Here is an 18,155-nt window from a genome sequence, read left to right as displayed (position 1 = left end):
ATCCCGCCGAGTGAGCACGGAGCCGTGCCTCCTCAGCGCACACGCGGATTGGGCGAGCATTCGCTCGGTCGGTGGTCGGGCAAGCGGCGAAGCCGCTTCCGCCACCCGCACAGATTGAGCAAACCAATCCGCCCAACCTTCTGAACGAGGTACGGCGCCGGGTCCGCTCGGACCGCGAAAGGCCCGGCCGGGACGCGTCTGCCTGGCAAGCGTGGCGTCCCGGCCGGGTTCCCACGACCCGAAGGAAGTGGAGACCCCATTGTCTCTGGACAGGAATCTGCCGCTCGTCGACCTCAACCGACCCGGCTCGAACGGGCCGAACCCGACGGAAACCCCGGACGAGCTGTACGAACGACTCAACCGGTTCCTCGCCGAGGGCCTGGACTACATCGCCGGGTTCACCCCGCTCGACGACAGCGATCGGGAGGACCCGGACACCGCGCTCAGCCGCACCCAGCTGCTGTCGCTGCTGATCGGCTTCCTCGGCTGCGACACCGCGGAACCGCTGGACAACCGCACCTACACCCTCGTCTACACCGACGGGAAACAGGGCAAGTCGAACTACCAGACGATCTGCGTCCCCGACTACCGCGCGGCCTCGCCGGTCCTGTTCACCCGCGAGCAGGACAACCGGGCGCGGCTGGTGAACCGCTCCACCGGACGGACCCTTGCCGAGGTGCTGGTGCACGCCAGGATCTTCGCGGCCAGCAACCACTACTACAGCCGCGTCGCGCCGGACTTCACCGAACTGCCCACCGCGGCGATCATCTCGCCGTACTCCACCTGCGCGGGAGGCTGTCTGGGCTGCTCGCGCGGCGCGGTCAAGAGCTTCACCCCTCCGCCGAGGGACTACATCGAGCGGCACGTGGCGCAGTTGGCGGCCGACTACGACCGCCGTGGCTGGGACCGCGGTGAACTGGTCAGCGTCAACATCACCACCGGTTGCCAGCCCGACGAGGACCGCGAGCTGGAGATGATGCTGAACCTGATGCGGACCTACCGCCGCTACGGGTTCGGCAACGCCGCCTTCCACGCCTTCACCTACGCCATCGACTCCACCAGGGCGATGGAGCTGCTGCGCGAGCACGGCGCGATCGGGTTCATCGGCACCGTCGAGACCATCAACGACGCCGAGCGGATCCGGCAGTGGGGGCGCAAGAAGGGCTCGATCACCTTCGAGCGGCACCTGGAGAAGTACCGCCGTGCGCGCCGGGTGGGCTTCGACATCGTCGAGACCGACTACGTGCTCGGTGCCGACTCCTACACCGAGATGCTCGACGGCATAGCCGAGCTCGACGAGAACGGCGTCGCCGTGGTGCCCAACATCAAGCGCAACTACACCGTCGAACAGCTCGACAGCAACCACCGGGACCTGTGGCGCCACGGAATGCGCTACATCGCCGACGGGTTCCACGCGGCGCTGTCCAGCTACGACAACGGCACGATCAAGCGCCGCGCGGCGCGCTACTCGGTGGACTACCTGCGCCGGTGCGGCCGGGAAACGGGTCTGCGGGACCTGCCCATCCGCCACACCTGATCCCAACCAGTCCGTAGTCCCAACTCGTCCGAAGTCCCAGCCCGGCCGGGGAACGCCTCCCGGCCGGGCACTTTTCACCGAGGAGTCGTCATGTCCGTCGCCGTGAACACCACCGAAGAAGAGCTCCACGGCCCGCACGCACCGATGCCGCCGCAGGACATCGAGGCCGAGCAGTCCGTGCTCGGCGCGATGATGCTCAGCCGCGACGCCATCGCCGACGTGATCGAGATAGTGCGGGCCGTAGAGTTCTACCGCCCCGACCACGGGGTGATCTTCCGCCACGTCGTGGAGCTGTTCGGCCGAGGCGAGCCAGCCGACGCGGTCACCGTGCGCGACGCGCTGGAGCAGTCCGGCGAACTCACGCAGATCACCCGAAACTCCGACACCGGGACGTACCTGCACACGCTGCTGGAGGCGGTGCCGACCGCGGCGAACGCGACGTTCTACGCCGAGATCGTGGCCGACCGGGCGCAGCGGCGCCGCATCATCGAGGAGGCCAGCGGCATCCTGCAGCAGGGCTACGGCGGGCAGGGCGAGGCCGCCGAGCTGCTCGACCGGGCGCAGGAGCGGTTCTCCTCGATCGGGCGCAGCCGCACCGAGGACATGTACTTCCTGCAGGACCTGGCCGACCCGCTGATGTCCGAGCTGGAACGGATCCAGCGCAACGACGGGCGCTCCGGCATCCCCACCGGGTTCACCGAGCTCGACCGGCTCACCAACGGGCTGCAGCCGGGCCAGCTCGCCGTCGTGGCGGCCAGGCCGGGACTGGGCAAGTCCGCGCTGGCGCTGGACATCGCCCGCTCGGCCGCGATCCGGCACCGCCGTGGGACGGCGCTGTTCAGCCTGGAGATGGGGCACGGCGAGCTGATGATGCGGCTGGTCTCGGCCGAGGCGAAGGTGCGGCTGGACCGGATGCGGGGCGGCTACATGTCCGAGGCGGACTGGAGAGCGGCCGCGCGGCGCACCGGCGACGTGCAGGACGCGCCGCTGGTGATCTCGGACGCGCCGAACATGACCATGATGGAGATCCGGGCCAGGGCGCGCAGGCTGAAACAGCGCGGGCAGCTCGACCTGGTGATCGTGGACTACCTGCAGCTGATGGCCTCGGGCAGGCGGGTCGAGTCCCGCCAGCAGGAGGTCTCCGAGTTCTCGCGGAACCTCAAGCTGCTGGCCAAGGAACTGGAGGTGCCCGTGGTGGCGCTCTCGCAGCTCAACCGAGGGCCGGAACAGCGCCTGGACAAGAAGCCCGAACTCGGGGATCTGCGGGAGAGCGGCTCGATCGAGCAGGACGCCGACCTGGTGGTGCTGCTGCACCGGCCGGACGCCTTCGACCGCGACACCGCCCGCGTCGGCGAGGCCGACCTGATCCTGGCCAAGCAGCGGTCCGGGCCGACCGGGGTGGTCACCGTGGCCCACCAGCTGCACTACAGCCGCTTCGTCGACATGGCCCCGGAGCCCGGCTGAACCGCGTCCGGATGTGCCCGAATGGTGGGTGCGGCCAGTGCTACCAGGGTGCTGGCCAGTGCCCACACCGCCGCCGCGGCCAGCAGCAGGCGGGCGTCGACGTGCTCGGCCAGCGGGCCGGCGGCGGCCAGGCTCAACGGCACGAGGACCAGGTTGCCGAGCTGGAAGCAGGACGCCACACGGGCAAGCTGCTGGTCGAGCACGTGCCGCTGCAGCAGCCAGGCCTGGGTGGCCAGGTAGTACGAGCCCTGCAGTCCGAAGCCGAGTGCGGCCAGGCTGACCAGCCAGAGCGGCGCGGCAGCGGCGAACAGCGCGAGGTACGGCAGCATCAGCAGCGAGGCGGCCACCGCCGCCACGAGCGGACGCGACGGTCGCAGCCGCAGCGCCAGCGCGCTGCCTGCGATCGAACCGATCGCCTGGATGGCTCCGATCACCGCCCACGAAGCCGCACCGTGGTAGTGCTGCCGCGCCAGCAACGGCCCCAGCAACATGTGCGGGCCGATCACCAGCGCCTGCAGCAGCGCGGTGTAGCCCAACAGAGTCCGCAGCCACGGGGTGGTCGCCACGTGCCGCCAACCGCCCCACATCTCGCCCAGCACGCCCCGGCGATCCCGCTTCCCGGAGAGCATGGTCACAGGGCCGATCAGCAACAGTGAGAGCGCGCCGGCGGCGAACGTGGCCGCATCGGCCAGCAACGCCCAGCCCGAGCCGAGCCCGGCCACCAGCAGGCCCGCCACGCTGATCGCGGCCACCTTGTTCACATTGGCCGCCAGCCCGAGAAGCGCGTTCGCCTGCCGCAGCAGGTTCTCCGGCACCAGCGCGGGGAGCAGTCCGGTGGCCGCCGGGGTGAACACCGCAGTGCCCACCCCGGCGCAGCCCTGCAGCACGATCAGCGCCCAAAGTGGAAGCTGACCGGCCAGCAGCAGACCGCCGCACACCGCCTGGGAGGCCATGCGCCACACATCGGCGGCCACCATCACCCACCGCCGGTCGAACACATCCCCCAGCACTCCCCCGGCCAACGTCGCCACCACCACCGGCAACCGGTTCGCCAGCAACACCCCGCCCAACCCCACCGCCGAACCGGTCAGCTCCAACGCCGCGAACACCACCGTCAACGGCACCAAACTGTCCCCGAACGACGACAACACCCGCCCCACGAACAACCACCGAAACCCCCGCAGACGCAGCGGAGAAGCGGACGATGTGCTGGCAGCCGACTCGGTCGCGATCATCCACACATGGAACGCACATGAGCATGACGCACGAAAGGGTCTGCGTTTTAGCACGTCATCGCACTAATGATTGCGATGACCGACAGTTGCTCACCACTAGGAGGAACAAGCAGGCCGACACGAGCCACGGTTCAGCAGATAGCTGCTCCTGCGCATATCTTCTAATCTCCAACAAGGAAATTCACAGTATTAACACATTACTCTTTTCAGGTATCCGAAAAATTAATCACTTTTTATTCTTTTTGCCCGAAAAGATCAATTAGTCGAATAATCTATCGTCAACCGTCCACGACGTCATGTGATGATCATCATTGCTTGTTGCCTGATCTCTTAGGGGAAATTAGAGTGATCAACACTGTGGACATCACCTGGGGAACCAACAAAACAAAATCCCTAAGATGGGTTCCACAGTATAGAAAACGCAACTACTCTGGGGAGTAATTGATTATGCGAATGAGAGCTCGTTCTGTCGCAGTAGCGGCCATGGCTACTATGGCCATGGGACTTGCCGCGCCGATGGCCACGGCCTCCGAGTTCGATCGTCAGCAACAAAAAGAAACAACACAGGCGGTCGAGGCACTGCAGGCGTCCGATCAGGCTCCGGATGTAGTCGAGGAAGGCCTGGACGAGCGCCTTTCCCAGCTTCCTCCTGATCGCACGCTCGAAGACGTGGTCAAGGCGATGTACCCTGGTGACGAGGCAGCGCAGCAAGCGGTGCTGAACAAGTTGACAGGAATGAGCACAGCCGGATTCTGGGATCAGACATGGAAGTACACCAAGTGCGCCGCGTACGTATCCCTGCTTTTCGTCCCAGGCGCCAAGGCCTATCGGGCAATCAAGGCGTTGGGCGGTGTCGCCGAAACTGCCCGACTTCTGATCGGGGCTGGTAATGCTGCGGACTTCCTTGAGATCGCAGGTGGTGTTGGATCTCAAATCATCGGTGCAGGCGGTATAGCAAAAAACTGTTTCTAACACAATAGTATCATTTTGCCGGGAAAGTGAGTGGTATGACTTCGCAAGAAGGATCACGGGTCCTTGACGGCTGGAAAGCACCGACGCAGATCGCGCTCGCATACGGCATCTTGTATGTCGCGATCACTCTTGCCATCAGACATACCGTTCAACTCGCCTGGCTGGCGTTACCGTTCATCGCCCTGTGGGCACTGACCGCTGTGCTGACCCGGTTCGGGCTGCTGCAACGACGTCCCGTTTTCCTGGGGGTAGCAGGGGTGGCGGTTGTGGTGAGTGTCCTAGCGGCTATCGCTTCGTAACTGTCGAAGGGTGTCTGTCCGATGAGCTACGGGCAGGCACCCCCTTCGAGTGAGCACACAGACAGACGTGGCATCAATCGTGGTGCGGAACGGAGTCAACGGGGGTGGCTGATGTGGCTCGTGTGGTCGATCGTGTGGCTGTTGTCGCTGGTCGTGGGCAAGGTTTACGCAGCTCGGGCGCCTTCTAATCTCTAGGTCGCAGGTTCGAATCCTGCCGGGGGCGCCTAGTAGCAGGTCACAGACGTGGGGGCGGATCAGTTTCGAGATCCATCCCCACTTTATCCCCACTCTTGCTCAGTCTTCCCGGTGCAGGTCGGCCAGGGCTCTGGCCGCCGAGTCACCGACCGTCTTCCGATTCATGTACACGTCCTGGGTCATGCTGACCCGATCGTGCCCGAGGTAGTCCGCGATCTCACGGGCCGACAACCCGGCCTCGTCGAGTCGGGTGGCGACCAGGTGCCGGAAGGCGTGCGGATGCAGCCCGACCCATTCGGTCTCGGCCACCGACTCCCGCAGATCGGCACGGGTGTTGTCCGGATCACGCAGCGTGCCCGACGCCGACGGGAACACCCACTCGGTTCCGGCGGCTTCGTGACGACGGCGCAGCAGAGCCACGAACCAGCCCGGAACGGTGACGGTGCGCATGCCCGCCGAGGACTTCGTGTGAGGCTGCACGAACAGCCCCACGCCCTTCTCCCGGATCACGGTCCCCTCGATCCTGATCGTGCCCGCCTCGAAGTCGATCTTGGACCAGTCCAGCGCGAGCAGTTCCCCGATGCGGCACCCGAGAGCGGCCAAGGCGTCCACCACGTCCGGCAGGTCCCGCCGCAGCGCCTTGTCCGAGGCGGCCAAGTGTTTGCGCAACCGGGTGTATTCCTCGCGGGTGATCACGGTCTTCTGCTTGGCGGAACGCTTCCCGCTCGCCTTCGGCAGCGTCACCTCGTTGACCGGATTGCTCGGGATCGCGTCGTGACGCACCGCGATGGCCAGCACCCCGGAGAGCACTACCTTGGCATGCTTGGCACTGCCCGAACCGGCGTTGTCGTGAATCGATCGCAGCACCCGCGTGGCCACCGAGACGGTCACCTCACCCACCCGCAACGAACCGACCGCTGTGGACAGATCACGCTCCCACGCGTCGCGGTAGGTACGCTTGGTCCGCAACGCCTTGTCGGACTCCTCCAGCTCCCGAAGCCAGATCCCCGCCACATCGGCGACCTTGCTGGCAGCGGTGACCTCGTCACCGACCACCGACCGAGCACGGTCACGCAAGGCTTGCTTGAGGTTCTCCTTGGCCCCGGTCTTGCTCGTGCCCATGCGCTCCACATGCCGCACGGTGCCGTCGTAATCCCGATACTTCGTCCGAGCCCGGTAGCGCTTCTCGGCCACCTTGTAGCACCGGATCTCACCGTGCGTCCCCAACGGCAACGGTGGTCGTGGCATCAACTCACCTCCGTGGCTTGGTCGTCGAACCAGGCTTCGACGTCGTCGGGCTTGAACCGCAGGTGTTTGCCGAGCCTGCGTCCGGGAGGCCCGCCGCCACGGCTGCGCCATTGGTAGATGGTGTTGGTGGGCACGCCGAGGTAGTCGGCCACGTCGGCCGGGGTCCACAGGTTGCGCATGGCTAGCTCCGTTTCTCCTGTTCGTAGCGCTGTTTACGGTCGTGGCGGATCTGCTGGGCGAGAGCTTCGGCCAGTTCGGTTTCCTCGGGGCTGTCGTGACCCACGTGGGTCATGGCCCAGTGGTTGATCACGGTGATCTCGTCCTCGTCCACGCCGAGCTCGTCGAGCACCTGGTGGTGCCGGTACTGGCGCCGGTCGCCGCGAATCCGGGTGAAGGTGGTGGAGTAGTGCTGGGACTTGCTCAGGAAGTGCCCGCGGAAGGCGAGCATGTGCGCCCAGCGGCGTAGGTTGAGATGCTCCAGCGGCCCGGAGGTCTGCCCACAGCCGCCGCAGGATTGGCAGGTGGCCCGTTGTTGGCAGGGGCAGCCGTTGGAGGTGTGCTCGCCGTGCGGGTGGCAGTCCGCACAGCGTTGGGGTGCGCCGAGGTTCCAGGCGGTTTGGATGATCCGCCGGTGGTGCGGGTTGATGGCCAGTAGGTCCAGGTGGCCTTGCGACCGGATAGGTTTATCCACGGCCTCACTGGTGGAGGTGCCTTTGGTGGCGTATTTGGCCACGTAGGACGCGAGCCGGTCGTCGGTGATCTCGCCGTGCTCGTTCTCGACCCGCGAGGCGTTGGCCGCCCGAATGGGACGCACGTCGATCTGCTCACCCCAGCCGAGCACGTGGGGGTTGCCGCCGCGGTCGTACCCGGTGACCGAGACCGCCCGAGACGCCGTGCGAACAGCGTGGTCGAGGAGCTCGCTAGTGGCCCAGGCCGGAGGCGGATCGGCCGGTCCTTCGGGGCCGTCGAGACGGATCACCGCGTGGAAGTGGATGATGCCGCGCCGTTGGTATTCGGCGACTTTGGCGTAGGAGACCCGCACGTGCTCGCCGATCTCGCGCACCCGCAGCCCGACCAGTCCGGCGAGGTGGCGCAGCAGGTAGGTGCGGAACCGGCTCCACAACACCCCGGCGTGGGCCTGCCAGAGCACATGCCCGGTGTAGTCGTACGAGTCGGGGTCGAGGGGCTGTCCGCGTGCCGGATCGTGCTCGTGATGAAACGAGCCGCACGCACACGGCATCGTCTTGCCCGTCGTGGGGCTCACCCTCCGGTTGTGGACGGGACCGAAGCTCGGTGCGGTGAGGGTGAGGAACAGCCGGGGTGTCTCGGCCACGGTTTCGGGAACGTCCTTACTGCCGCCGGAGAGGCCCGCGCGGAGCAGGTGGAACGCGTCGGCGGCGTACCGGTCGGAGCACGCGGGACAGACGGCCTCGCGGCGGTTGCCGCAGGGGCTCATGACCGCGCCCGTGCGGGAGGCCAACTCCGCCCCGCTGTGAGCATCCCGGATGGCCCACCGGCCGGACAGGTGCACCGGGCGGGTACAGCCCGCCACCGATTTGACTTTGCGTTTCCAGTCCTCGAAATCCGGCGAACGCATCCGGCGGGTGAGCCGATCCACCGTGGGGTCAACCGCAAGAACCATACTTGCCCTTTCCCTACTGAGAGCGCGAAAAAAGGACGGAACCCCCAGGGCAGCAAGGCCAACATGGGAGTTTCCGCCGAGAAGTGAGCAGTCGGACGATCAGGACACGGGGTGCCCGTTGGTGTCCGGTATCGCGAGTTCCGTGGCGAGTTGAGTCGCCAACGTTTCGGGCAGCTTGAGCAGCCGCTGAATGTCGGCCGCGGTCAATGACCGGCCGGAGCGATACGCCTCGTTCCGGGCGTCGGTGAGCTTGTCCACCACGTGCTCCGGCAGCCGCACCGACGAGGGCCGCACCCGCCCCAACACCGCCGACCCAGCAGCGGCCGGTTCGGTCTCGCCGGAGACCTCCGAGGGGTCCGTGTGCTCCCTGGTGTCCGCACCGGAATCGAGCGAGGAAGCCGCGGACTCGACCGGCGTCGGTTCCGGTTCCGGCTCGGCCGGTGCGGGAGCGGAGGGCGCTGCCTCCGGTGGTTTCGGGGGAGTCTCGGCCGGGGTGTGGTGGTCGGCGTTCTCGTAGCTGGCGAGGATGACGGCGCGGGAGCGGGCTTGGATGATGGGGATGACTTCGGCCAGGCCGTAGACGATGACGGGGATGATGGCGTGCACGGCCAGCGACCCCAGGTTGACCGAGCCCGCCCCGAGTAGGGGTGCGAGTTGGGGCACGACGTTCATGAACAGCGTCGACCCGAGCAGCACGTGCTTGAGCCGGGACCACCAGGCCGCCTCGGGGGCGATGCCGTGGGCCAGGATCGTGGCCTCGAAGTTCAGCAGCACGATCAACAGCCCGGCGAACATGGGTTCGACGGTCCAGGCGGCCCACCACATCGGATCGGTCATCGCGCGGTTTCCGGCGAGGAAGTCTTGGACCCCGGTGGTGGTAAACACCAGCCCGGTAGCCAGAAAGACCCACAATCCGGCCACGGTGCGCCGCCGCGAGGTGTCCATCCGCACCGCCACCAAATCCGGGTCCCGCACCAGCGACCGCAAGTGTCGGGATTCGGCGATACGCCGTTCCAGCTCACTGACCCGACGCGTACGCCCCGAGGCGGGCTCTGTATCAGACTTAGACACCAGCAGCCCCCTTCTATTCGCTGTCGCCGGGGGAGAACAGGGCCAACACGCCCCGCACGAGCAGCACCAGCACCAGCCCGGTCCCGATCGACCAAGCAGGCCCGGCCAGCAGCCAGAGCCCGGCCAGCACCAGGAGCACGACCAAGGTTGTGGCCAGCAGTGCGAGGAGGGTGCGGCCGGTGAGGTGGAACAGGATCATGAGGTGACCGCCTTTCGTGCGGGTTACGCGGCGTCGAAGTCTTCGTCGTCGTCTTCGTCCTCGCCGTCGTCGATGACTTCGATGTGTTCGATGTCGTCGGTCTCGCCGGACTCGCCGCCGGTGTCCGGAGAGTCCGCTGATTCGGTCTCGGTGCCGTTGTCCCTGTTGGGGAAGTCGAGGATCTCGGCGTCGTGGCTGGTGGCGTATCGGACGAGTTCGGTGATGTCGTCATCGCTGGTGTAGGCCGCCCGCACCCGCAGGGGTTCGCGGGAGCCCTCGGTTTTGACGTAGGCCACGCCGGGCATGTAGTCGGGGATCTGGTCGGCGAAGGCGCCCCGGTCGCGCACCCCTTCGCCGAGGGCCATGTCCACGTAGGAGGCCTCTTCCAGCCGCAGCGCGACCGTGGTGGGAAACAGCCCCCGCATGGGGATGACGTCTTTGGTCGGCTCCTGGGTGGCGGCCACTACCCGCCCGCCGACGGCGCGGTATTGGGTCAACGCTTTGGACAGCAGTTTGGTGAATTCGCGGCTGATGTCGCGGTCGGTGTATTCGCTCATCGCGGCCAGCTCGTCCACGATCAGCAGGTCCAACGGGTAGTCGGCGGAGTGGCCCGGGGTCCAGGTGCGCCGCCCGTGGCGTCCCATCTCGGTCTTACGCTCATCGAGGGTGTCCACGTATTCACGGGTCAGCTCCAGCCCGGATTGATCGTCGGTGGCGAAGCGGTGGAACAGTTCGGCGCCTTGGCCGAACTCCATGCCGCCTTTGGGGTCGAGCACCCACAGCCGCACCCGCCCGGAGCGGATCCACGGGGCCAGACCCCGCAGCAGGCCCCACATCCACGAGCCTTTCCCCGCGCCGGTGGCTCCGGCGATGAGGTAGTGAATCCCGCCCACCAGATCCAGGGCGAAATCCCTCCCGTACTCGTCCCGGCCCAGCGGCAGCCGAGCCAGATCCACCGCGCTGTCCTCCCGAGGCATCTCCGGCAGGGGGATGAACAAGGTGTCGAACGGTTCCCGCTTCTGCACGTCCAGGCTGATCACGCCCGGTTTGATCGTGCGCAGCGTGGCCCGACGCGCGTTGTAGGCATTCGCCAGCCGGTCAAGGACTTGCTCGAAATCCTCGGCGGCTTGGCCGCGGACCAGGCGCAGCCGCAGCGAATCCCAACAGAAGGTGGACCGCACCGACAGCAGTTTCGGCACCAGGCTGTGCCCGTGCCGGTTGGAGCTGGTCAGACCACAGCCGAAGGCGATATCGGCCCACTTGCGTTGATAGACGAACCAGCGTCGCCACCAGGCCCGCACCAGCCGGCCCGCGAACCGGTCGAACGTCGGCCGGTCCAGCAGCCGCCACGAGGCCCCGGCGGCCACCGCCACTCCGGCCCCGAGCAGCATTGTGTGAAACCCGACGTAGCAGCCGGTAATCCCGACCGCCGCGAGGGTGCCCACCGAGCGGGGGTGGCGGGCCAGAAACCGCAGCAGCAGCCGAGCCGGAGTCCGCTCCGTGTCCCCCGTGTTGACGCGTGTTTCCCGCACCGCCACCCACTCCTTCCGTGATCATGAAAACGGGGCACCCCGTCTTCCCCTCGTAAGGAAAGGACCGAGTGCCCCGCGTGTGTGCTCGTGTTACTGGTTCCGTTGGCTCATTTCCAGTTGGGAAATCACATCCCCCGTGCGGGTCTTCAGATTCTTCAGCGAACTTCCCAGTCCTTTCGGGACGCCGAATTTCCGCAACGCCTGGTTGAGCGTGGACATCGAGGCGTCCACCTTTTTCGCCATCTTGTGAATATCATCGCCACTGCGTCGCATTATTTGTATCCCTTCGCTACCGACTGGCCGCCCTTCTTGCCGATCGCGTCCCGCACGCGGGTGATCGAACTCTGTGCTTTGCCGACCATGTCCACCGTCTCGTTGAACTGGCGCTTCTCGGCGAACTCTTCTTCCAGCGAATACACCTGGTTCAACTGGCCGTGCAAGTCATCCATGAGCTTGCCGATCAGATGCAGCCGGTTGACCGCCGGAGTGTTCATCGTGATCCGAAACGTCGACGTCGTGCCACGCCCCACCGGAACCGTTGCCATCGGTTACCGCTCCTTTCCGTACGCGCGTTCCCACTCCACCTGCGCCGCATCGGCCACCACCGCCGACACACTCCGCGACAACCGCGACACCATGCGGTCCTCCCGCGCGGTCTCCTCGGCCACGGCCACGTACTCCCGCCAGGCCGCCGTGACCCGCTCCACCAACACCGACTCCGCCGTCACCAGTCACACACCCTTTCCCATCATCGACTCCGGACCCAAACACCCCGACCCATGCACATCCATTCCGAATCCCTCCTTCCTATCGGGAAACCCTGAAAACCCCCGGCCACACCGAACGCGGCCGGGGATCAACACCATTTCCCGACACACACAATGCGCCGGAAAAAGACACAACTCGGCTCCACTATGCAATTCTCAAAGAACGAATGACCGAGAGTTTCGGTCGAGAATGGGGTTCTCATTCCGCGAATGAGAGATCAACCAGCGAGCTTGACCCCGGTCGCCCTGTAGGCGATGCCGCAGCGATGCTTTCCGTTGTCGTTGGTCCAGTAGGACAGCCGAGGATTGATCAGCTCGACCGTGGCCCCGGAGGTGATGTCCTCACCGGGTTCGGTTTCCAGCGTCACCTTGACCTCAACACCCCGACCGTTCGGACGCCCGTCCTGCCCACGCGGCTTCCCGAACACCATCACCACGTACTGCTGAACACCCTCGCGATCCGTCACCGCGACATCGTTGCCGTTCTCGTCCTGCCTCATCTTCAACACCGGATCCTCGGTGACCTGCAACTTGTAGCCGTCGAGAACAACCGGAACGTTCGTATGCATCAGTACCTCCATGATCTTTGCTGTTGGTTGCCACCTTACAGTACATGGCAGCCATGTCAATGGCAGCCAGGTTTACGAATGCAACTGAGCATGGCAGACAGGCAGACATGTCCTGTTACGCTGGGGATATGTCGCAACGAGACTGGCGTCCGCGCTACATCCAGGTCGCCGAAGAGCTGCGGGAGCAGATCCACGAGGGCCGACTCTCACCGGGTGAACCGCTGCACAGCGAACCCGAGATCGCGGAAACCTACGGCCTGTCGCGGACGAGCGTGCGCAACGCGATCAAGCTGCTGCGGAACTGGGGACTGGTGACCGTCCAGAAGGGCAAAGGCACCTACGTGCGCCAGCCGCCGCAGCGGGTCAAGCGGGACGCCGACAGCCGGTATCAGTGGGAAAAAGATCGGGTGGTCAACCCGGAGGAGGACCGGGCGCGCGAGGGAGCGACCGAGGCGGACACCGGGCTACCGTTCGAGCGGTTGAGTTTCCACATCGCCTACGACACGACGCAGGCCGACGACGACCTCGCCACCGTGTTCGGCATCGCGCCGGACACGAAGCTGCTGCGCCGCATCTACGAAACGCGGGACACTGCGGACGGAACCTCGTTCCGGAGCGCGACCTCGTATCTGGTCTACGACACGGTTTCGGCCAACCCCGCCCTACTCGACGAGGCCAACGAGCCCTGGCCCGGCGGGACACAGCACCAGCTCTCGACCCTCGGGATCGAAATCGACCGCATCACCGACGAAGTCACCGCACGCCTGCCCACACCGGAAGAGGCCCACCAGATGGGCATTGACGAAGGCGTGGTGGTGCTGTGTGTGCGAAAGATCTCCATCGACACCACCGACACGGTCGCCGAGGTTTCCGACATCCTCATGTCGGCCGACCGAACCTTGCTCAGCTACACCACACACCTGAATCGGTGGGACCAATGACACGGCGCATATCGGTCATCACGCCCGTACACGGCCCGAGCGCGCACTACCTGCCCGAGGCGTACCGCTCGCTGACCGAGCAGACGATGCCCGCCGAGTGGGACTGGGAATGGCTCATCCAAGAGGACGGGGACGAGGGAATCCTCCCCGGCGTGCTGCCCGACGATCCCCGCATCAAACCCGACAGCGGACGCCGAGGCGGGGCAGGAATGGCCCGCACGATGGCACTGTCCCGAGCCACCGGGGAACTGGTGAAGGTCCTCGACTCCGACGACCTACTCACCGAAGGAGCACTAGCCCGCGACATCGAAGCCCTGTCCTCCCCGCACATCGACTGGACCACCTCACGGGTACTCGATCTACTGCCCGACGGCTCCACCGTGGGATTCGACCAGGACCCCGACGAAGGAATCCTTTCCCGAGGAACAGTCCTCGAACACTGGCGCAACCACAACCACCGCGCCCAAGTACACCCGGCGACCCTGTGCGTACGAACCACCGTGCTCGTCGCCCTGGGCGGATGGATGGCGCTACCAGCCTCCGAAGACACCGGACTGCTGCTCGCCCTCGACGCGGTGACCAACGGCTACTTCACCAGTCAATGCGGACTGCTCTACCGCAAATGGGAAGGCCAAACCACCAATCACGAGGCACACTCACAGGGCTCCGAGTACGAGGCCCGCATGAACATCATCGAAGCCCGAGCCCAAGCACTCACCGACCTCTTCCCCGCACTCCGGTGAACCAGCACCAACCCAGTGTGCGTGTGTGTAGAGTTTCTTTTCTTCATCAAGGGCGGCCCCTGCCGGGGCCGCCTGCCTGCTGCCTGGTGCGTCCGGGGGAGAGCCGCCCGCCCGCTTGTCTGGTGCGGTCGGCCAGGCCGACGCCGGGCGTGCGGGCAAGCCCGGTCCCGGCGCCGGCGGCCGACCGCCAAGCGGTGGGCGGACGGCATCCCCGGACGCGAAGCGGAAGGCAGGCGACCCCGGCAGCAGGGACCGCCGAGGAAGCCCACCACCCGCACACCGGTACGGCTTGGCACCGGGGCCGGTCGGGCACGTGCTCCCGCGAAGTCCGGTCCCGCTACGGACGCCCTCACCCGGCCACTTCCTACGCCCATGCCACCGTGCCAGTGACGTAGCCCCGCACCCGGCTGGGCTCATTTTTCGCACCGCTCACAGGGGCGATAAGGATGCGAACTTCATCGTCGCTTCCACACCGCAGTTCTAGTTGCTACCCCTCGTAGGGTCTATGATGACAGCAGAGAATTCCAGCTCAAGCTGCTTCTGCTGTCTCCGTGCTCGCCCCCACTTGCGGCACGCCCAAAGTATGACACTCTCCATCGAGACTTGAGGAAAGTGCTAGCAGTGATCGAGTGATCCCCTCCCTCATCCGCCGTTGGATGATGACGGGCAACCCGGGGCGTCAAGAGAGTCCTACGGTTCCAAGAGCAACGCCGAGTGAGTTCGGGGCTGGGTACTCTTGACTCCCCGACTTGCCCGCTGGGAGCGGCTGGGTGCCGGATGAGGCAGGGGACTGGAGCGCTCTTGTTCTGCCTCACCCGGAGAAGGCAGGGAGCCAACCGAAACCCAACCGGAACAACGCAGAACGACGACAGACAAGGACCAGCACCAAAGCGAGCAAACCCTGAACCTCGCAGCTCACGGCATTGGCCAACAGCCAAGGACGAACATCGACAAGCGTGGTCTCTTAATCAGTGGGTTCAGGGTCCGAGTCCATGGCGGCCTACCCAGTGACCAGCGAATTTCGTGTTTGGTTGGGGAATCCGCCGGGGTGTGTGACAACGGTGTGTTCACACCACCGTTGTCGGTCGTTCCCGTGGACGAGCGTGGCACGATGGCCCCACCTTGTCTGTCGAAGCTTGCGCGACTTCCGGGGACACGCTCGTGTAGGTGCACGAGGTGAGCCCGATCGAGCTGTGCCCCAATGTCTCCTGGACTTCCTCCATCGGAATGTCAGCCGTGAGTATGACCGGCGCCGCGCCGTGCCGACACATCCGCTTCGGCGAGTAGCCAGTGACAGCGGCGCAGCAGAACAGCCAGGTGCGGGGCTACGTCGCGGGCACGGCTTCGTGCGTTGCCCGGCCGGTCGCTGCCATCGGTGGCTTGTCACCGGTCAACTCGGCGAGATCCTGCACACCGAGCGCGTCGGCCAGCTGCACGAGTTTTTCCCAGCGTGGCGGGTGTAGCCGACCCTTTTCGACGGCTTTCAGCCATTCCCCGGAACGCCCGACCAAGCCAGCCAACACCGGGCGCGACTTGCCTTGCCGCTCCCGGAGGATCTGAATCCGTTCCCCGATCGTTTTGTCTGCGAGCTCATCGGCCACACCGACCACCCTCTTCGCGGAAGTAGACCCCTTCGCGAATCCCCGGCCCGTCGACCGGGGGCAACCCTCCGCGAAGAGGTACGCACCGAGGATAGCGAGAACGCGATCAGGTGACGAGATGTTGATGCAGTCTCACCCATTCATGTCATTGGTCGATAGCGACCGATACAAGCCATATCCCGGAGCTGCCTGGATCCACGTGCCGGAACACATTCCACCTAAACGGTGAGAGTGTTCACGCCGATGCCCGAAATTTCCGAACCCCCCAGGCTATCATTTGACAGAGATTCAGCGTCCTCGTATGATGCAAAAATAGTCCGCCCAAAAAATGGCTTTTTCAAGAAGATTTCTTACGGCGCCACTTTGTGCGGCGGAGCGGTTAAAACGGGATTTGTTATATGTGCGTATGACAACACATTGAAAACAGGGAAGGGTAGGCATGAAGTTCAAGACCGGTTCGCGGCTAGCGGCCATCATCAGCGCCACCTGCATGGCCGTCTCGGTCGCGGGTATCGCGAGTGCGCAAGTGGAAAGCTCCTCGGGAAGCGATTCACTGGTCTCGTTGGTCTGCGACGGGGTGGAGGAGATTCGCTACAATCCGGGACTGACCAACGAGCCCCAAGAAGTCACGATCAAAATCGACCAAACGTACGATACGTGTTCGTCGGTGCCCAGCGGCATCACGAGCGGAGGCGGCTCATACACGGTGACCACGCAGGCGAGCTGCCAGCTCTCGGGCAGCTTCAATGTGGAGTCCGTTGTCCAATACAAGTGGAACACGAACCAGAAAAGCGAAGTCACCTTCACCCGCAACCAAGCGGTCCGCCTAGCTAATGGCATAACCAAGGTTACCTCGAACGGGACCGTCACCGACGGACTGGGCGAGGGGTTGCCCGCACAACGGGAAATCCTCCTAGCCACGGCGAGCTTCGACGCCTGCGATACCGAGCAGGGATTGAAAGAACAAAGCGGCCCCGTGCAACTAATCATCGGAGGCCTTACGTAAGGCTGACAGTGCGCCGGTCGAATACCGAACGGTAAGGGGGCAGGGCAATCCTTCCCCCTACCGAATCTACACGACTGGGCCCACGAGCTGTGCCTCACCAGCAGCGACACCGTCATTATCTACATCCGCCCCGTCGACCGCCGATGCGATAACGCCCCATCCGCGGCATCGGCCTGTAATCGCTCGACGTGTGAGGAGTTCGACGCGTGATACACGTATCTTTCCTGCACGACATCTCGTAATCCCACTTCCCGTGATCCTCAGCCATGATCACCGTCATCGCTTCCCATACGGCGGTCGGTGCTGGCGTTCGATGCCGCACCGCATGTGCGGGCAGCACTGGGGTTCTCGGGATGGGGAAGCAGACGTACCGGATCGGACTGGCCCATCCGTGCTCGGTGGAGACCGTGATCAACGCGCCCGGCGCGAGGGAATCGCCGGCGTGCCGGTCTCCGACATGAGGAGCTACGCGGCCCACAGCACCCGCAGGATGTCCACGCGGCACTGGTCTTCCAGGATCAGATAGGTGACCATGCCTTCCCCGGGCGGACCGAACGGCAACACACGCACCTTTGATCCACGGGTTCAGGGGCCTACCCACTCGAAGAGTCCCCACTTTACCCCCACAAATCAACGGTAAACGTCCACTGCTACCGCCATGTAACAAGTCCTCGGCTACGCGCTCCGTCCCAGCGCACGCCAAGGACTGACCAACGACGACAGACGACGCGAAGGACCGTTCCCTAATCTCTAGGTCGCAGGTTCGAATCCTGCCGGGGGCGCCTAGTCTGACCTGGGAATTCACTCGACCACGTTTGCCTCGTTCGAGGTTTGTGGGATCAAACGTGGTGCGAGTGCTCGTAAAATGGAGTCGTGGCAGCAGCGACGAGGGGACGGAGACGGACCCGCGGCAGCGTCGAACGGCTTCCCAGCGGCGCGCTGCGGGTGAAGGTCTACGCCGGTTTCGACCCGGTGACCCAACGGCGGCACTACCTCACCGAGGTGGTCGCGGCGGGGCGCGATACCGAGGCCGAGGCCGAGCGGGTGCGGACCCGGCTGCTCAACCAGGTCGACGAGCGCCGCAACCCGCGCACGAACGCCACCGTCGAACAGCTGCTGGACCGCTACCTCGAA

Annotated in this window: 19 protein-coding genes and 1 pseudogene; 8 read left to right on the top strand and 12 right to left on the bottom strand. The window is 65.2% G+C overall.

Annotated features, from left to right (window positions below; genetic code table 11):
* The first annotated feature begins 259 nt into the window (after positions 1 to 259).
* A complete protein-coding gene (locus BLQ75_RS22180; RefSeq protein ID WP_092604618.1) occupies positions 260 to 1,537 on the top strand; it encodes a radical SAM family protein in 1,278 nt (425 codons plus the stop codon).
* A gap of 90 nt (positions 1,538 to 1,627) precedes the next feature.
* Positions 1,628 to 3,001: a replicative DNA helicase gene (dnaB, locus tag BLQ75_RS22175; protein WP_092604617.1), complete on the top strand. Its 1,374-nt coding sequence runs from the start codon at positions 1,628 to 1,630 to the stop codon at positions 2,999 to 3,001.
* Here dnaB and BLQ75_RS22170 read toward each other — a convergent pair.
* Positions 2,962 to 4,236: an MFS transporter gene (locus tag BLQ75_RS22170; RefSeq protein WP_139183077.1), complete on the bottom strand. Its 1,275-nt coding sequence runs from the start codon at positions 4,234 to 4,236 to the stop codon at positions 2,962 to 2,964. The genes dnaB and BLQ75_RS22170 overlap by 40 nt on opposite strands.
* 498 nt (positions 4,237 to 4,734) lie before the next feature.
* Between BLQ75_RS22170 and BLQ75_RS22165 the strand changes: the two genes are divergently transcribed.
* Both BLQ75_RS22165 and BLQ75_RS22160 read left to right on the top strand, forming a co-directional pair.
* Complete coding sequence (locus BLQ75_RS22165) at positions 4,735 to 5,208, top strand: hypothetical protein (RefSeq protein ID WP_170837632.1); 474 nt, start codon at positions 4,735 to 4,737, stop codon at positions 5,206 to 5,208.
* Between the two features lie 35 nt (positions 5,209 to 5,243).
* Positions 5,244 to 5,507, top strand: coding sequence for a hypothetical protein (locus BLQ75_RS22160; RefSeq protein WP_092604614.1), 264 nt, complete (start codon positions 5,244 to 5,246; stop codon positions 5,505 to 5,507).
* Positions 5,508 to 5,801: 294 nt separating this feature from the next.
* Here the strand turns inward: BLQ75_RS22160 and BLQ75_RS22155 are convergent, their stop codons facing one another.
* From BLQ75_RS22155 to BLQ75_RS22110, 10 genes are all read right to left on the bottom strand, one after another.
* Complete coding sequence (locus BLQ75_RS22155) at positions 5,802 to 6,950, bottom strand: site-specific integrase (protein WP_170837631.1); 1,149 nt, start codon at positions 6,948 to 6,950, stop codon at positions 5,802 to 5,804.
* Positions 6,950 to 7,129 carry a helix-turn-helix domain-containing protein gene (locus BLQ75_RS22150; RefSeq protein WP_092604612.1) on the bottom strand — a complete coding sequence of 60 codons (180 nt, stop codon included), beginning with the start codon at positions 7,127 to 7,129 and terminating at the stop codon, positions 6,950 to 6,952. The genes BLQ75_RS22155 and BLQ75_RS22150 overlap by 1 nt, the downstream gene beginning before the upstream one ends.
* A gap of 2 nt (positions 7,130 to 7,131) precedes the next feature.
* A complete protein-coding gene (locus BLQ75_RS22145) occupies positions 7,132 to 8,592 on the bottom strand; it encodes a replication initiator (RefSeq protein WP_092604611.1) in 1,461 nt (486 codons plus the stop codon).
* Positions 8,593 to 8,691: 99 nt separating this feature from the next.
* Complete coding sequence (locus BLQ75_RS22140; RefSeq protein WP_092604610.1) at positions 8,692 to 9,663, bottom strand: hypothetical protein; 972 nt, start codon at positions 9,661 to 9,663, stop codon at positions 8,692 to 8,694.
* Positions 9,664 to 9,676: 13 nt separating this feature from the next.
* Positions 9,677 to 9,862, bottom strand: coding sequence for a hypothetical protein (locus BLQ75_RS22135; protein ID WP_092604609.1), 186 nt, complete (start codon positions 9,860 to 9,862; stop codon positions 9,677 to 9,679).
* Between the two features lie 23 nt (positions 9,863 to 9,885).
* Positions 9,886 to 11,394, bottom strand: a complete 1,509-nt coding sequence (locus tag BLQ75_RS22130) for an FtsK/SpoIIIE domain-containing protein (protein WP_092604644.1) — start codon at positions 11,392 to 11,394, stop codon at positions 9,886 to 9,888.
* Between the two features lie 90 nt (positions 11,395 to 11,484).
* Positions 11,485 to 11,667: a hypothetical protein gene (locus BLQ75_RS22125; RefSeq protein ID WP_092604608.1), complete on the bottom strand. Its 183-nt coding sequence runs from the start codon at positions 11,665 to 11,667 to the stop codon at positions 11,485 to 11,487.
* Positions 11,667 to 11,939: a hypothetical protein gene (locus tag BLQ75_RS22120; RefSeq protein WP_211481557.1), complete on the bottom strand. Its 273-nt coding sequence runs from the start codon at positions 11,937 to 11,939 to the stop codon at positions 11,667 to 11,669. The genes BLQ75_RS22125 and BLQ75_RS22120 overlap by 1 nt, the downstream gene beginning before the upstream one ends.
* Positions 11,940 to 11,942: 3 nt before the next feature.
* Positions 11,943 to 12,122 (bottom strand): hypothetical protein, encoded by a 180-nt coding sequence (locus tag BLQ75_RS22115; RefSeq protein WP_092604607.1) that lies wholly within the window; start codon positions 12,120 to 12,122, stop codon positions 11,943 to 11,945.
* Between the two features lie 257 nt (positions 12,123 to 12,379).
* Positions 12,380 to 12,730, bottom strand: a complete 351-nt coding sequence (locus BLQ75_RS22110) for a hypothetical protein (protein ID WP_092604606.1) — start codon at positions 12,728 to 12,730, stop codon at positions 12,380 to 12,382.
* Between the two features lie 128 nt (positions 12,731 to 12,858).
* Between BLQ75_RS22110 and BLQ75_RS22105 the strand changes: the two genes are divergently transcribed.
* Together BLQ75_RS22105 and BLQ75_RS22100 are read left to right on the top strand one after the other, a co-directional pair.
* Complete coding sequence (locus tag BLQ75_RS22105; RefSeq protein ID WP_092604642.1) at positions 12,859 to 13,671, top strand: GntR family transcriptional regulator; 813 nt, start codon at positions 12,859 to 12,861, stop codon at positions 13,669 to 13,671.
* Positions 13,668 to 14,414, top strand: a complete 747-nt coding sequence (locus BLQ75_RS22100; RefSeq protein WP_092604605.1) for a glycosyltransferase family 2 protein — start codon at positions 13,668 to 13,670, stop codon at positions 14,412 to 14,414. The genes BLQ75_RS22105 and BLQ75_RS22100 overlap by 4 nt, the downstream gene beginning before the upstream one ends.
* Before the next feature lie 1,325 nt (positions 14,415 to 15,739).
* Here BLQ75_RS22100 and BLQ75_RS22095 read toward each other — a convergent pair.
* Positions 15,740 to 16,015, bottom strand: a complete 276-nt coding sequence (locus tag BLQ75_RS22095) for a helix-turn-helix domain-containing protein (RefSeq protein WP_244515864.1) — start codon at positions 16,013 to 16,015, stop codon at positions 15,740 to 15,742.
* Between the two features lie 439 nt (positions 16,016 to 16,454).
* Between BLQ75_RS22095 and BLQ75_RS22090 the strand changes: the two genes are divergently transcribed.
* On the top strand, positions 16,455 to 17,021 hold the full coding sequence (locus tag BLQ75_RS22090) for a hypothetical protein (RefSeq protein WP_092604604.1): 567 nt from the start codon (positions 16,455 to 16,457) through the stop codon (positions 17,019 to 17,021).
* An 873-nt stretch (positions 17,022 to 17,894) separates the two neighbouring features.
* A pseudogene (locus tag BLQ75_RS23215) lies at positions 17,895 to 18,155 on the top strand (site-specific integrase); the annotation flags it as partial.

The organism is Actinopolyspora xinjiangensis, assembly GCF_900104475.1.
GTDB classification, from domain to species: Bacteria; Actinomycetota; Actinomycetes; order Mycobacteriales; family Pseudonocardiaceae; genus Actinopolyspora; species Actinopolyspora xinjiangensis.
This window is presented reverse-complemented; position numbering and strand designations above follow the sequence as displayed.